Origin of the sequence: Williamsia muralis NBRC 105860, assembly GCF_001598915.1 — a bacterium.
GTDB classification, from domain to species: domain Bacteria; phylum Actinomycetota; class Actinomycetes; order Mycobacteriales; family Mycobacteriaceae; genus Williamsia; species Williamsia muralis.
Genome location: NZ_BDAP01000007.1, coordinates 1 through 14,784, shown reverse-complemented (window position 1 = coordinate 14,784; position 14,784 = coordinate 1). Strand labels below are relative to the sequence as shown.

Annotated in this window: 14 protein-coding genes and 1 pseudogene; 4 read left to right on the top strand and 11 right to left on the bottom strand. The window is 65.1% G+C overall.

Features of this window, described 5'->3' with window-relative positions:
- Nucleotide 1 precedes the first annotated feature (1 nt).
- Nucleotides 2-460 (bottom strand): NUDIX hydrolase, encoded by a 459-nt coding sequence (locus tag WIMU1_RS21810; protein ID WP_062800356.1) that lies wholly within the window; start codon nucleotides 458-460, stop codon nucleotides 2-4.
- Nucleotides 461-616: 156 nt separating this feature from the next.
- Here WIMU1_RS21810 and WIMU1_RS21805 point away from each other — a divergent pair, with 156 nt between their 5' ends.
- Nucleotides 617-1,489: an aldo/keto reductase gene (locus WIMU1_RS21805; protein ID WP_062800355.1), complete on the top strand. Its 873-nt coding sequence runs from the start codon at nucleotides 617-619 to the stop codon at nucleotides 1,487-1,489.
- A gap of 58 nt (nucleotides 1,490-1,547) precedes the next feature.
- Here WIMU1_RS21805 and WIMU1_RS21800 read toward each other — a convergent pair whose 3' ends face one another.
- From WIMU1_RS21800 to WIMU1_RS21760, 9 genes are all read right to left on the bottom strand, one after another.
- The gene (locus WIMU1_RS21800) at nucleotides 1,548-2,933 is read right to left on the bottom strand and encodes an aspartate aminotransferase family protein (protein WP_062800353.1); all 1,386 of its coding nucleotides are present in this window, start codon (nucleotides 2,931-2,933) and stop codon (nucleotides 1,548-1,550) included.
- Complete coding sequence (locus tag WIMU1_RS21795) at nucleotides 2,930-4,243, bottom strand: M20 family metallo-hydrolase (RefSeq protein ID WP_062800352.1); 1,314 nt, start codon at nucleotides 4,241-4,243, stop codon at nucleotides 2,930-2,932. The genes WIMU1_RS21800 and WIMU1_RS21795 overlap by 4 nt, the downstream gene beginning before the upstream one ends.
- Before the next feature lie 25 nt (nucleotides 4,244-4,268).
- Complete coding sequence (locus WIMU1_RS21790) at nucleotides 4,269-5,288, bottom strand: TIGR03842 family LLM class F420-dependent oxidoreductase (RefSeq protein ID WP_062800350.1); 1,020 nt, start codon at nucleotides 5,286-5,288, stop codon at nucleotides 4,269-4,271.
- An 80-nt stretch (nucleotides 5,289-5,368) separates the two neighbouring features.
- The gene (hydA, locus tag WIMU1_RS21785) at nucleotides 5,369-6,790 is read right to left on the bottom strand and encodes a dihydropyrimidinase (protein WP_062800349.1); all 1,422 of its coding nucleotides are present in this window, start codon (nucleotides 6,788-6,790) and stop codon (nucleotides 5,369-5,371) included.
- The gene (locus tag WIMU1_RS21780; protein WP_062800347.1) at nucleotides 6,790-8,109 is read right to left on the bottom strand and encodes a uracil-xanthine permease family protein; all 1,320 of its coding nucleotides are present in this window, start codon (nucleotides 8,107-8,109) and stop codon (nucleotides 6,790-6,792) included. Before WIMU1_RS21780 ends, hydA begins: the two co-directional genes overlap by 1 nt.
- Before the next feature lie 91 nt (nucleotides 8,110-8,200).
- Complete coding sequence (locus WIMU1_RS21775; RefSeq protein ID WP_062800345.1) at nucleotides 8,201-8,611, bottom strand: VOC family protein; 411 nt, start codon at nucleotides 8,609-8,611, stop codon at nucleotides 8,201-8,203.
- A 16-nt stretch (nucleotides 8,612-8,627) separates the two neighbouring features.
- On the bottom strand, nucleotides 8,628-8,903 hold the full coding sequence (locus WIMU1_RS21770) for a 2Fe-2S iron-sulfur cluster-binding protein (RefSeq protein WP_062800343.1): 276 nt from the start codon (nucleotides 8,901-8,903) through the stop codon (nucleotides 8,628-8,630).
- Nucleotides 8,903-9,898, bottom strand: coding sequence for an isopenicillin N synthase family dioxygenase (locus WIMU1_RS21765; RefSeq protein WP_062800342.1), 996 nt, complete (start codon nucleotides 9,896-9,898; stop codon nucleotides 8,903-8,905). Before WIMU1_RS21765 ends, WIMU1_RS21770 begins: the two co-directional genes overlap by 1 nt.
- 181 nt (nucleotides 9,899-10,079) lie before the next feature.
- Nucleotides 10,080-11,069: an isopenicillin N synthase family dioxygenase gene (locus WIMU1_RS21760; RefSeq protein ID WP_062800618.1), complete on the bottom strand. Its 990-nt coding sequence runs from the start codon at nucleotides 11,067-11,069 to the stop codon at nucleotides 10,080-10,082.
- A 52-nt stretch (nucleotides 11,070-11,121) separates the two neighbouring features.
- On the opposite strand from WIMU1_RS21760, the gene WIMU1_RS21755 reads away from it, so the two are divergent.
- The 3 genes from WIMU1_RS21755 (at nucleotide 11,122) to WIMU1_RS21745 (ending at nucleotide 14,577) form a co-directional block, all read left to right on the top strand.
- The gene (locus WIMU1_RS21755) at nucleotides 11,122-12,582 is read left to right on the top strand and encodes a PucR family transcriptional regulator (RefSeq protein WP_245969092.1); all 1,461 of its coding nucleotides are present in this window, start codon (nucleotides 11,122-11,124) and stop codon (nucleotides 12,580-12,582) included.
- Nucleotides 12,583-12,643: 61 nt separating this feature from the next.
- A complete protein-coding gene (locus WIMU1_RS21750) occupies nucleotides 12,644-13,351 on the top strand; it encodes a FadR/GntR family transcriptional regulator (protein WP_245969093.1) in 708 nt (235 codons plus the stop codon).
- Nucleotides 13,348-14,577, top strand: a complete 1,230-nt coding sequence (locus WIMU1_RS21745) for a CynX/NimT family MFS transporter (protein WP_084248475.1) — start codon at nucleotides 13,348-13,350, stop codon at nucleotides 14,575-14,577. Before WIMU1_RS21750 ends, WIMU1_RS21745 begins: the two co-directional genes overlap by 4 nt.
- 9 nt (nucleotides 14,578-14,586) lie before the next feature.
- Here WIMU1_RS21745 and WIMU1_RS26450 read toward each other — a convergent pair.
- Nucleotides 14,587-14,784 (bottom strand): annotated as a pseudogene (locus WIMU1_RS26450) (oxygenase MpaB family protein); the annotation flags it as partial.

Genomic DNA, 14,784 nt, shown 5'->3' with positions numbered 1-14,784 from the left:
CTCAGAGCAGATCGAGCAGCCGATCGAGGAACGGGCGTTGCCCCTTGAGCAATTTCACGCGCGCCGTCTCCACGTCGAACCAGGCAACCCGGTCGACTTCGGGAAACGACTTCATCGTCCCCGACCGCGGCGGCCATTCCATCTCGAACTCGTTGCTCACCGCGCCGGTGATGTCGAGGTCGGCCCCGATCGCGAACGCGGTGACGATCTTTCCACCCGACTGTTTGATCACCCCGAGTTCTGCGACCTCACCGCCGGGTACGTCCAGACCGAGCTCTTCGCGGAACTCCCGACGAGCGGCGTCCAGGGGCTCTTCCTCCTCGGTGTACTCCCCTTTCGGGATGGACCACGCCGCTTCGTCTTTGCGGGCCCAGAACGGACCACCAGGGTGCGCGATCAGCACCTCGGTGCGTCCATCACGACTGCGGTACAGCATGATCCCGGCACTGAGCTTCGGCACTCGGATCCCTTCACGGTGTTCGTTCGGACGTCAGAACACCAGGTTAGCCCGCGACACCTCGGACGCCATGAACCCCAGAAGCGCCCCGCGCCGATCGGGTCTACCGTGAAATGACCCGTCCAATCCAGTCTTCGATCTCCAATCGGGAGTGCCTATATGACCAGCAACACCACAGCCGCACAGCAATCCGGACAATTCGCCATCGGCGGATCCTTGAATGTCAACAGACTCGGCTACGGAACGATGCAGTTGACCGGGCCCGGCGTGTGGGGACCGCCCGCGAACCCCGAGGAAGCCGTGAAGGTGTTGCGTCGAGCCGTGGATCTCGGGGTCAACCTCATCGACACCGCCGACTCCTACGGCCCGGCGATCGCGGAACCGCTGATCAAGGAAGCCCTCCACCCCTATACCGATGACCTCGTCATCGCGACCAAGGCGGGCCTGACGCGCAGCGGCCCGGGTGACTGGCGGCCGGTCGGCAGGCCCGAATACCTACGCCAGCAGGCCGAGATGAGTCTGCGCATCCTCGACATCGAGCGGATCCCTCTGTTCCAGCTGCACCGCATCGATCCGAAGGTCGATCTCGCCGACCAGATCGGCGAACTGAAGCTGCTGCAGGAGGAGGGCAAGATCAATCAGATCGGCCTCTCCGAGATCAACGTCGACCAGTTGATCGAGGCACAGAAGATCGTCGAGATCGCCAGCGTGCAGAACCTGTACAACCTCACCAACCGCAGCGCGCAACCGCTCCTCGACCACTGCACCGCCGAGAACATCGGCTTCATCCCCTGGTTCCCGCTCGCCACCGGCGAACTCGCCGGCCCTGGCAGCAAGCTCGCCGCCATCGCCGAACAGAAGCAAGCCAGCCCCTCTCAGCTCGCGCTCGCCTGGTTGCTCGCGAAATCGCCTGTGATACTGCCCATTCCGGGGACGTCCAGCGTCGACCACCTGGAAGACAACATGGCCGCGGCCGGAATCGAGTTGTCCGAGAACGACATCGATGCACTCACCGCCGCTGTCGAGGAGTAAGCGGACCGGGTAACGACGCCGGACGGCACACCAGCCGATTTTGACCGACCGCTCGCCGTCAGCCGACCAACGCGTCGGCGACGGTGAGTGCGGCGTCGAGGATCTCCAGGCCTTCGGCGACCTCGGCCGGGCTCACCGTGCACGGGGGCACCATGTGCAGGCGGTTGAAGTTGGCAAACGGCAACAGCCCACCCTTCTTGCACGCGCCTATGACGTCGTTCATGGCTGCGCTGGTGGAACCGTACGGCGCCAACGGTTCTCGGGTGCCCTGGTCCTTGACCAGCTCCACCGCCCAGAAAACGCCGATCCCACGCACCTCGCCGACGCTGCGATGTCGTGCCGCCAGCTCGGCGAGCCCGGGCCCGAGGACGTCGCGTCCGATGGCCGCTGCATTCTCGACGATGCCTTCCTCGGTCATGGCGTTGATGGTCGCGACCGCTGCGGCTGTCGCCAACGGGTGTCCGGAATAGGTCAACCCGCCCGGGTACGCACGGTCGGCGAACGTCTCGGCGATCGCACCGCTGATCGCGACACCGCCGAGCGGCACGTACCCCGAGTTCACGCCTTTGGCGAACGTGATGAGGTCGGGTACCACTCCGGAGTGGTTGATGGAGAACCACTCCCCCGTCCGCCCGAACCCCGCCATCACCTCGTCCGCGATCATGACGATGCCGAACCGGTCGCAGAGTTCACGGACACCGGCCAAGTACCCCGGCGGTGGGACCATGATCCCCGCGGTTCCGGGCACCGGTTCGAGGACGATCGCGGCGATGGTCGCAGGACCCTCCATGGAGATGACGGCCTCGAGATGTTCGAGTGCGCGCTCACACTCCTGCTGCTCGTCGACCGAGTGGAACTGCGTGCGGTACAAGAACGGGCCGAAGAAGTGGACCACCCCCGCGGCGCCGTAGTCGTTCGGCCAGCGTCGTGGGTCGCCGGTCATGTTGATCGCTGTGTCGGTGCCGCCGTGATAGGACCGGAAGCGGGTCAGCACCTTGCGCCGTCCGGTGTGCAGCCGCGCCATCCGCACCGCATGTTCGACGGCATCCGCGCCGCCGTTGGTGAAGAAGATGCGGTCGAGGTCACCGGGGGTGCGTTCGGCGATCAGGCGTGCAGCTTCGGACCGTGCCACGTTGACATGCTGGGGTGCGATGGTGCACAGCGTGCGCGCCTGTTCGGCGATGGCCTCGACCACTCTCGGATGCTGGTGTCCCACATTGGTGTTCACCATCTGCGACGAGAAGTCCAACAGCCGGTTGCCGTCGCCGTCCCAGATGTGTGAACCCGACGCCGCGAGGATCGTCATCGGTGAGATCTGAGCCTGCGCCGACCACGAGTGGAAGACGTGGGCGCGGTCGAGTTCGTGGGCACGGCGGCCGGCCTCGCGAGCCTCGTCGAATGCGTCCTGGCCCCCGAACGGTGTGTTCTCGAACGTATCGGTCACAGTTTGCCTTCCACCATCCGCGCCACGGTCTCGGTCAGCACGTCGACCCCCGCGGTGAGATCGCCGTCGTGCGTGTATTCGTTCTCGGCGTGGGATACCCCGTCGACGCTCGGGATGAACAACATCACGGTGGGAACCACGTCCTTCATGTTGGTCGAGTCGTGGCCTGCACGGGTGCGCACCTGCATGTGGCTGTGCCCCAGGGCATCGATCACCTCTTCGGCCAAAGCCACGCCTTCTGGCTGATAGGTATGGCCTTTCCAGGTGTGTGCGAAACGTCGCTCGATCTTGACGTCGGCGGCCACCTCGATCTCGGCGAACGCCCGGGTCAACTTGGCGTCGGCCTCCTCGAGCAACTCATCGGACGGCGAACGCAGGTCGAGATGCATGTCCACCTCGCGGGCGACCACCACCGGCGAGTTGGGGTACACGGTCAGCTGACCACAGGACGTGTGCAGGTCATCACCGTACTCATCAGCAAGTTCACGCAGTGCCACAACAACTTTGGCTGCCCCGTACAGGGCGTCCTGACGGTCGGCGATGGCGGTGGCCCCGGTATGGGATTGAGCGCCCAGCACCGAGATCTCGTATTTGTTGGCTCCCCAGGTGGAGGGCACCACACCCATCAGCACACCGGCCTTGTCCAGCTCGCGGCCCTGCTCGATGTGGATCTCGGCGTACGACGCGACAGCGCGGCCGCCGGCGGTGTGGTGGTCACCGACGGTGAAGACGTCGTTGTCGCCGAGCATGTCCCACGCGCCCAACGCCTGCGCCACGGTGGTCCCGTCGGCGTCGGTGGTGTCGAGGGCAGCCTGCAGGGCGATCTTCCCGGTGAAGACGCCACTGCCCTGCATCGACGGCTTGAAGCGAGAGCCTTCCTCGTTGAACCAGTTGATCACTGCCAGGTTGTGGCGGGCGTGCTCCGGGTGGTCGGTGTAATGACGGCGCAGCCTGTCCATCGCGTGGGCGGCAGCCAGCACACCGTACGCACCGTCGAAGCGTCCGCCGCGTGGCTGACTGTCCAGATGCGAACCCGCGAGCACGTAGGGCGCCCCCGGTACGAGTTCGTAGAGGCCGAACATGTTGCCGACGCGGTCGTAGAGAACGGTGAACCCGCGATCGGTGAGCCACCGGCTCAGCCAGCGCCGGTTGTCGGCATCGGCGGCTGTCGCGGCCTGTCGTTCGACACCGCCCGCCGTGGTGGCGCCGAAGGTCGACATGGTGGCGAAGTCATCGAGGAACGCGGTGTCGGACGCCGACTTCGATTCGACCCGAACGGACCCGGAGGCGTGCGATTCGGAGGGGGTCATGACGGTCCTTTCTGTTCCGCGCCGGTCATGATCGCGCAGCGACTGTGGGCGCGAGGGCGGGAATGATCGTCTCGCCGTACGCGTCGAGGGTGGAGTCCTTACCGTCGTGCTGAAGGTAGACGGCGAACTGGTCGACACCGAGGGCGTGCAGTTCCTCCAGTCGCTCGACATGACGCTCCGGTGGACCGAGGATGCAGAACCGATCGATGATCTCGTCGGGCACAAATGCGGTGTGGCTGTTGCCCACTCGGCCGTGTTCGTTGTAGTCGTAACCCTGCCGGTTCTTGATGTAGTCGGTGAGGGCCGAAGGTACCTGCGCGCCGTCACCGCCGTATTTGTCGACGAGGTCTGCGACGTGGTTGCCCACCATTCCGCCGAACCAGCGGCATTGATCGCGTTGGTGGTCCAGATCGTCTCCGACGTAGGCCGGGGCGGCGACCACGATCGATACCGCCGCGGGATCACGCCCCGCCGCCTCGGCTGCTTGCTTCACGCGTTCCACCGTCCATCGGACGATGGCGGGATCGGCGAGTTGCAGGATGAACCCGTCGGCGACCTGACCGATCATCTCGAGCGCCTTCGGTCCGTACCCGGCGCCGTAGACGTCGAGACGCGATTTGCCCGCCCAGGGGAAGCGCACGGACGTGCCGTTGATCGTGGCACTACGCCCGTTGCCGAGTTCTTTGATGACATCGATGCTTTCGCGCAAAGTCGCCAGTGTGGATGGCTTGCCCGACAGCACACGCACGGCCGAGTCGCCCCGGCCGATACCGCACACCGTGCGATTTCCGAACATCGAGTTGAGCGTGGCGAACGTCGAGGCGGTCACCGTTGCGTCACGCGTGAGCGGATTGGTGACCATCGGACCGACGGTCACATTGCGGGTGGCCGCGAGGATCTGGCTGTAGATCACGTTCGGCTCCTGCCACAACACGTGGGAGTCGAAGGTCCACACGTGGCTGAAACCACGGTTTTCGGCCGAGACGGCCAGTTCGACCACCCGCGATGCCGGCGGATTGCATTGCATGACAACACCGAAATCCATGCGGTGTCTCCAATCGTTGAGAGTGCGGTGGTTGACCGTTACCGGGACCGCTGTCGGAAAATTGCCGGCGAGCGGCCTTCTCAGAGCAGGTTCTGTGACAGCTCGCGGCGCACGAACCGCCCGTCTGAGCTGGCCCCGAGGTAACTGCCACCATCGACGATGACCTTGCCCCGGGAGAGCACCGTCTGCACGGCGCCGTCGATCTCGAAACCCTCCCAGGCCGAGTAGTCCATGTTCATGTGGTGCGTTTTGCCCAGCCCGATGCTCGTGTGACCTGCCGGGTCATAAATCACCACGTCGGCATCGGCTCCCGGGGAGATCACTCCCTTGCGGGGGTACATCCCGAACATGCGGGCCGGCGTGGTGGCACACACCTCCACCCAGCGCTCCAGGCTGATGCGTCCGTCGACCACACCCTGGTACATGAGGTCGAGCCGGTGTTCGACACCGCCGATCCCGTTGGGGATCTTGGAGAAGTCGGAGATTCCGAGCTCCTTCTGGTCCACCATGCAGAACGGGCAGTGGTCGGTGGCGACACCGGACACATCGCCGGTCCGGATGAACTTCCACAGCTCGTCCTGATGACCCTCGGCACGTGAGCGCAGCGGCGTCGAACACACCCACTTCGCACCCTCGAAGCCAGCGGCGCCGAGTTGTTCCTCCAGCGAGAGGTACAGGTATTGCGGGCATGTCTCGGCGAACACGTTGGCGCCCTTGCCACGTGCGGTCGCGATCTGCTCGAGGGCCTGCCGGGCGGACACGTGCACCACGTAGAGAGGAGCTCCGGTGACATCGGCGAGCATGATGGCCCGGTGCGTGGCCTCTTCCTCGAGCTGCCACGGCCGTGAGACACCGTGGAAGTACGGGGAGGTCTCTCCACGCTTGAGGTGCTGGGCCACCAATTCGTCGATGGCGATGCCGTTCTCGGCGTGCATCATCATCAGCGCGCCGGTGTCGGCGGACTTCTGCATCGCCCGCAGGATCTGGCCGTCATCGGAGTAGTAGACGCCCGGGTAGGCCATGAACAACTTGAAGCTGGTGACCCCTTCGGCCACCAGTTCGCTCATGGCCGAGAGGGATTCGTCGTTGACATCGCCGATGATCTGATGGAACCCGTAGTCGATCGCGCAGTTGCCCGCCGCTTTGTCATGCCACGCGCCGAGGGTGTCCTGCAATCGCTCCCCGGGTGTCTGGATGGCGAAGTCGACAATGGTGGTGGTACCGCCGAAAGCCGCTGCACGGGTACCCGTTTCGAAGGTATCCGACGCGGTGGTGCCACCGAATGGCATCTGCATATGGGTGTGCGCGTCCACACCGCCGGGGATGACGTACTTGCCGGTGGCGTCGAGGACGGTGTCGGCGGTGGCGGAGAGATCGGCGCCCAGCGCAGTGGCGCCCGGTTCGACGAGCGCGACGATCGTCTCGCCGTCGATCAACACGTCGATGAGTTGTCTGCCGGTCGAGGACACCACCGTGCCGCCGCGGATGAGTGTGATCGCCATCAGATCTCCTGCTTCTCCGCGCTGTGCGGACGTTCGGGATCGGTCGGCCCGGTTGTGGCAGGCACTCGTTCGTCCACCACCACGGTGCCGCGCCACTGTCCGATCAGACGCATCACATGGTAGATCACCACCGCGGAAATGGCGCCCAAAGCGATGCCACCGAAACTCAGATCGCCGATCTTCCACGAGAAGTCGGCGATGCCGATGACAAGAGCGATTGCCGCGGTGAACTGGTTGATGGGCTTGGAGAAGTCCACCTTGTTGGTGACCCAGATGTGGACGCCGAGAATACCGACGAGGCCGTACAGCGCGGTGGTCACGCCGCCGAGAACGCCCGGCGGGATGGACGCGATGACCGCACCCACCTTTGGCGAGAGGCCGAGCAGGATCGCCGCGCCACCTGCCACCCAGTAGGCGGCGGTGGAATACACCTTGGTCGCGGCCATGACCCCGATGTTCTCGGCGTATGTGGTGGTGGCAGAACCACCGCCGCTACCGGCCAGCACGGTTGCGAGGCCATCGGCCGCCAGTGCCCGCCCGATCCGGTGGTCGTTGTTGATGCCGGTCATGGTGTTGATGGATTTGACGTGCCCGATGTTCTCGACGACCAGCACGAGCACCACCGGGATGAACATCGGCAGTACCGACAGGTGGAAGGTGGGTGCGGTGAAGTCGGGCAGACCGAACCAGTCGGCCTGGCCGATGGGATCGGTGTCGACCTTGTCGCGGGCCAGGGCGATGAAGTAGCCGATCACCACGCTGGTGAAGATGGCGAGTCGACCGAGCAAGCCGCGGAACAGCACCAGCGACAACAGCAGCAGCACAAGCACGATGAAGGCGGTGATGGCGTCTTCTTCGAAGTTGGTCTTGGCCGTGGGCGCGAGGTTGAAGCCGACCAGCGCCACGATCGCGCCGGTCACCACCGGGGGCATCAATGCTTCGATCCAGCCGATGCCCACGAAGTGGACCACCACACCGATGATCATCAGCAAGGCGCCGACCACAACGATCCCCCCGAGTGCGCCGGACGGGCCGTGGGAGGCGCCCGCCGCGATCGTGGGGGCGATGATCGCGAAACTCGAACCCAGATAGCTGGGCAGCCGGTTACGCGTGATGATGAGGAAGAGGATGGTTCCGATACCGGAGAACAGCAGCGTGGTGGCCGGCGGGAAACCGGTGAGGACCGGGACGAGGAATGTCGCGCCGAACATCGCGACCACGTGCTGTAGCCCGATGCCGACGGTGCGCGGCCAGCTGAGGCGTTCGTGCGGCGCCACGACGGCGTCACCGGTTTTGAGTTGCCAGTCGAATATGGACATGCGGGCTTCCTTTCGGCGCAGAGAAGACCTGCGCCCGTGCGGATCTGATGATTCGACGGCACTGTCGAGGTGGGGCGGGGTGGAGAGAACGTCAGGAAGGCTGTTCGAGCGTCAGGTGGTTGAGCCGAAAGGCGTTGCCGTCGGGGTCGAGCAGCACCGACTGCCAGGCCCCGTAGTACGTCCGACCGGGTTCTTTCACGCAGGTTGCCCCGGCCGCCGTTGCGGCCGCGGTGACGGTGTCGACGTCGGCATCGGTGGGCAGTTCGAACGTCAAAAAGCTGCTCACCCCGTCCTGATCATGTTTCGGGGCAACGAGATTGAGCATCGAATAGGCAGTCGGGGCACTGAAACCCAGGATGGTGCCGCCGATGCGAAGTCCGCGAAAGTGCTCCGAGCGCAACTCGAGTACCTCGTCGAGTCCGAGCAGCTCGCGGTAGAAGGTGCTGAGCTTCTCGATGTCCGTAGTGAACACGCTGGCAAACGACAGGCTGGTTGTCGTCATGGTCGGGGCCTTTCGTTCAGAGGTCGAGCACCAGCCGATCCGAGGCGGATCGGCTGACACAGAGGATGATTCGCTTGCCTGCGGCTTTTGCCCGCTCGGACAGAACGGTGTCGCGGTGGTCAGGGGTGCCTTCGAGCACCGTGGCCACGCATGCACCGCACTCGCCTTGGAGACAGTTGAACTCGGCGGTGGGCACCACATCGCGGACCGCTGCCAATGCGGACCGGTCGGCCGGTACCGTCACCACCCGCCCGGTGCGCCGCAGCTCGATCTCGAAGCTCGAGCCCGACATCAGCGAGGCGTGAGGGCGATCGTCTTGGCAAACTTTTCGGTGAGGTGGTCACCCGAACTGATCGGCCGGTATTTCGGCTCCTCCCCCGGAGCCAGGCAGGTGGGCAGGCATTCGATCATCGCGTCGTAGTTCGGCTGGTGGAAGAACACCAGGGACATCCGGCGGGTGTCGCCGGCCGCGTCGGGCCGCGGCGTGCGCACACGGTGCCGGGTGGACGTCCATTGGTCGTTGGTCCACTGCGCCATCAGGTCTCCGATGTTGACCACCAGTGCACCCGGGATGACCGGCACCGGGATCCAGTCCCCGTCCATGGTGAACACCTCGAGTCCACCGGGCGCCTCTTCCTGCCGGACGATGGTCAGACTGCCGTAGTCGGTGTGGGCTCCTGCGCGCATCTGACCCGGCTGGGGCGGTGTGGTCATGTGCGGGTAGTTGATGGCGCGGAGCATGCTGATGTCCTTGTCGATGGTGTCGACGAAGTAGTCGGGGTCGAGTCCGAGTCCGCGGGCGAAGGCACTCATCAGGTTGCGGGAGAGGTCGTTCATCGCGCGGAAGTAGGCGCTCCAGGCTTGTTCCATCTCCGCCGGGCGCTGCGGCCACTGGTTGGGCAGGAAGTGCGGACCTGCGTTATCCACCGAGAAGTAGGGGTCGTCGCGATCGAAGTCGACCGGGCCCACGTCGAACTTCTCGTGCAGATCACGCGGCTGATGGACGTCCTCGCTGTAGGAGAACGCCTGCTCACCGATGGACGAGTAACCGCGCACGGTGTCCGGACTCGGCTGCGCGACGTGCCGCTTCTCGGCTTCGGGCAGCGAGAAGAACTCGTCGGACGTGCGGTACATGTCGGCGATCACCTGAGCGTCGATTCCGTGATTGGTGATCTGGAAGAACCCGATCTCGCGGCATGCATGGTCGAGTTCGGCCGCCACCGCGGCCTTGGCGTTGTCGTCGTCTCCGTGCAGTGCGGAAATGTCGATCACCGGTACTACAGACATCTGCAGGCTCCTCACTTGTCGTCTGCATCAAGTCTGTTTGCGATGCAAGCAACCAACAAGAGCACTGATCACCGATAGTTCGCGCCGCCACCTGTCACATCACCACATCGGAAACACATGCGTAACAGTGGATTACGTGGACGTTTCCTGCCGCACTCGAGACGTAACACCGCGATCGGTGTCAATCGGCGGTGCGCCGGCCGAATGTGGTCTGCCGTACGTACTTCTCGGCCAGGTGGTCGCCGGCACGCAGTGGGTCCGGTACGGCCGCCGGATCGGATGCCGCAAAAGGAGGTAAGGCCGCAACCGACACATCGAAATTTGGATGTTGGTAGAAGGCGAAACTCAGGCGCGAGCTGTCGAAGGCCACCGACCGCGGCGGATTGGCCGTGCGGTGCAAGGTGGCCGGCCAATGATCACCGGTCCATTCCGCGAGCAGGTCACCGGTGAGCACCACCAACGTGGCCGGGGTGGTGGTGACCTCCAGCCATTCGCCGTCGGGGTCGAGTACCTGAAGGCCTCCCGGCGACGACTCCGCGGAGACCACGGTGAACGCGCCGTAGTCCGTGTGGATGCCGGCGCGTGCCTGGTGGGCCAGGGGCGGTTCGGGTTGGGGCGGAAAGTACAGCCCGCGGAGCATGCTCATCTCGGTGTCGAACATCGGCGCGAAATGATCCGACGACAGACCGAACCCCTCGGCCGCCAGCGACAGCAATTCGGCGCCGACCCGCTGCATATGGCGGTAGTAGTCCTCCCACACCGCTCTGAACCCCTCAGGGGATCGCGGCCATAGATTCGGATACGCCATCGGGCCGGCGCCGGGCTGCCCCACCGTCGGGCCCGACACCGGGCCGATGTCCATCTTCTCCTTGAGGTCGCCGTGCGATTCCTCGTCGAGCGAGTAGGCCATCCCCTCGGATCCGAGTCCCGTCCAGCCGCGAACCTGCTCAGGCGCCGGCTGCCTCACGGCTGCTTTTTCCTCGTCGGACAAGAGGAAGAACTGCCTGCTCACGCTGTACAGCTCGGTGAGCAACGAGGTCGGGATGCGGTGACCGGTGAGCAAGGCGTAGCCGGTGCGGGAGCAGGCGGTGTCGAGCAGCTCGATCTGGCGCGCCCTCGATTCGGGGTCGCGGGAGGCTTCGAGCAAGTCGACCGGCGGGATGGCGAGCACGCGACTACTCTGCCTGACGAACCTGCAGTGTGGTTCCCAGAGGAGGATCGACGTGCCGAACGGGAGAGCCACACCGGCTGGGCTCGCCGGGCTCACCGGCGTCCAGATGGCCACCTCGCCCGCCGGAATCGACACCTCGATCACGTCGGTGATCGACCTGGCCGATACACGGGACCACCTCACGCTCGACCAGGCCGTTGTGACGGTGGAATGGAAGCCCACCCGGCCCAGCGGCCCACTTCCAGATCTGTTGCCGATCCTGGACCCGGTGCTGGTGAAGAAACCTGTGGCAGTACTCGTCAGCCCCATTCGGCCGGTCAATCCGCCCCGGCAGCTGGTGGCTCGCGCCGAGCGGGCGGGTGTGTGCCTGCTGTGGAACAGCGCACTGGTGCCGCATGCAGATCTCGTCGTGTCGTTCGAACGGCAGCTGCAGCAGTCGGGCGAGGTCCGTTCCGAGACCGGGCCACGCGCTGCGTCCGTTCCCGACGACATCCTTGGCGCAGCCGACGACCTCGACAAGCTGCTCGACCGTCTGGGCCGGTTCCTCGGCGCCGACCTACACCTCTCCGACGTCGCGGGCCCGGCCGATCCCGACGTCACCTCGGTGCGATTGTCTGCGGCGTCGGTGGGCGGACCCGTACTGGAAGTTCGCCGCGACAACGCCCTCACGCCAGACGAACTCCTGATCCTGACGACGCTCGCGCCCGTCTTTCGCCTGCACGCCAGGCTCGCCGACACAGCCACCGACGAAGCCGCCGCGGAAATCGCCCGCAACCTCAAACACATCCTGGGCGACGACCTCGTGCAACGCGAGATGAGCTTGCGCAAGAGCCGGCGGTTGTCGCTGTTCCCGCGCCATCGCGTCGTCTGTCTGGGCATCGAACCGTTCGGCATCTCGGTGGACTTGAACGGGCTGCAGCAGCTCAGAACGGCGATGACCCCCGTGGCCCTGCGATTCGATCCCGACTCGATCACCATCGTCAATTCCGGCACCGTGGTCGTGATGATCCGTGCGACAGTCGATTTCGATGCCCTGGCCCGTGCGCTGTACCGTTCGGTGCAGGTTCCGCTGGCGGTCGGCGCCAGCGACGAGGTCGACGATCCACGCAGCTATCCGAGTTCGTTCCGTCAGGCCGGCCGTGCCGTGGCGGTCGGCAGACGCGTCGGCGCGATCAACCGGGTGACCAGATACCGCGACCTGGGTGTGCTCGGCCTGCTGTACCAACTGCCCGAACACGCCCGCCGCAGTTTTGTCGCCGAGACACTGGGCTCGGTTGCCGGTCCGACCCCGGACGGTCTCGATCAACGGCGAATCCTGCGAGTGCTGCGGTCCACCGACTGCAACATCACCGAATCCGCACGGGAGCTGTACATCCACCCCAACACGCTTCGTAGCCGAATTGCCCGGATCGAGCAGATCACCGGCCCTTTCATGAATGAACCGGAGCGACGGCTGACGATTTTCACAGCGCTGTCGATGTTCTCGCTGGACAACAACGTCGAAGGCGAATAGCCCGCCCCTTCCCGACCATGGATCGCTCGCGTCTCCAAACATGGGATGTTAGGTTGTTTTCATGCGAACGGAGATGACCCAGGTACCCGTCGAGGCGGCGTCGATCACTCGTCCGAGGCGTACGAGCGAACTCGTCGTGGAGCAAATGCAGGAGTTGATCCGGTCGGGTGAGTGGGCAGTCGGCGCCAGGATCCCGGCTGAGCCCGAGTTGGTGACCCAGCTCGGCGTCGGGCGCAACACAGTTCGGGAAGCCGTTCGCGCGTTGGAACATTCGGGCTTCCTGGAGCCCCGGCGCGGCGATGGTACATACGTGCGCAGCCGTAATCTCATGGCCGCTGCCATCGGCCGGTGCGTGGAGAACGCCGAGATCCTCGAGCTGCTCCAGGTGCGACGCGCCCTCGAGCGCGAAGCCGCTCGCTCGGCAGCGTCCACCAGGAACGACGATGACGTACGGGAACTCGACCGACTCCTGACCGAGATGCGCGCGGCATTCGACGCCGACGACCTCGATCGATACATCAACGCGGACATCGCTTTTCACACCGCCATCATCACGGCCTCGGGCAACGGGCTTCTCGGTGAGCTCTACGCCGGAGTCGCGGAGGTGATGGCACGCACCCATGCGACCGTCATCGCGGCCGACGCCCAGTCACACCCCCATCCGACCGGACATGCCGAAGTGGTCGCAGCCATCCGAGATCGCGACCCGGTGGCGGCAGAGGCGGCTGTCGCCTGCTACCTCGACCGCTCGATCGAGGTCCTCTCATGACTGGTCCTCTCACGAGTTCGGGCAGTACCACTGTCGCCGTGGGTCCGCCGTCGACGTCCCCGCGACGGCCCGGCCGCACCGCGGCAATCTTTGCCGGCCTCGCGATCATGGTGGTGGCAGCGAACTTACGGCCTGCCGTGGTGGCCGTCGCTCCCTTGGTCGACGACATCAAGGCCTCTGAGGGCTTCAGCAGTGCCACCGCCGGGCTGCTGACCACCCTTCCGGTGTTGTTCTTCGGGCTGGTGTCGCCGATCGCGCCGCGGCTCGTCCGCCGGTTCGGTATCGAACGCACGGTGTTCGGCGCAATGCTCCTGTTGCTCAGTGCAATACTGCTCCGTCTCGTTCCCTCGGTACCGGCGCTCTTTGCCGGATCGGCGTTGGCCGGCGTTGCGATCGGCATCTGCAACGTGGTGCTGCCGGCATTGATCAAACGGGACTTCGCGCACCGATCGGGGTTGATGACCGGTCTCTACTCGATGACACTGTCCGGCGGCGCGGCCCTGGCAGCGGGCCTAACGGTTCCCATCTACTCGGCGGTCGATGACCAGTGGCGCATCGCCTTGGCATCGTGGTCGCTGCTGACCGTCGTCGGGCTCGTCCTGTGGATTCCGCAACTCTCACGCAAACACCGGATGGGCGCCCGACCCGCGCTTCCTTCGCTGTGGCGCAACAAGATCGCCTGGGCGATCACCATCTACATGGGTGCCCAGTCGCTGATCTTCTACACGTTCACCGCGTGGCTTCCCGAGTACCTGATCGATGGGGGCATGGCCAAATCCGCAGCCGGCGGTTTGTTGGCGCTGGCCCAGACCGTCGCGCTGCTCATGTCGCTGGTGGTCCCCATCATCGCCGGGCATTTCCGCGGCCAGCGTGTGATCACCCTGGCGGCGTGCGTGGTGAGTGCAGTCGGATTCGCCGGACTCATCGGTACCGACCACTGGACCGCGTTCTGGGTGATCTGTGTGGCTGCCGGGCCGGGGGCGTCGATCAGTTTGGCGCTGTTGTTCATGGTGTTGCGCAGCTCGAGTCCCGCCCAGACCGGCCAGATATCGGGCATGGCGCAGGCCGTCGGCTACTGCCTCGCCGCAGCCGGCCCCTTGGCCATCGGCGCTTTGCATGACATCAGCGGTTCATGGCCGCTGGCCATGGGCGTGCTGAGTCTTGCCCTGGTACCTCAGGCGCTGTCAGCTCTCCTCGCCGCAAAAGACGTCAAGATGCCTGCGTGAGTTGCCAGATCACTTGGTGAGGGTGGCCGCAGCTGCCTGCCCCGAAGCCACCGGGGACGAATCGCCGTGCACCACAGGGCATCCACGAGGGAATGTGCCCAGCGCGGTGACGTCGTAGCCATCAGGGTAGGTACGGATGTTCGGGAGGTCGCGGGCATGCAACGGCGCCTTACGGACGGGGAACCAGCGGACCAGCCGACCCCTGGC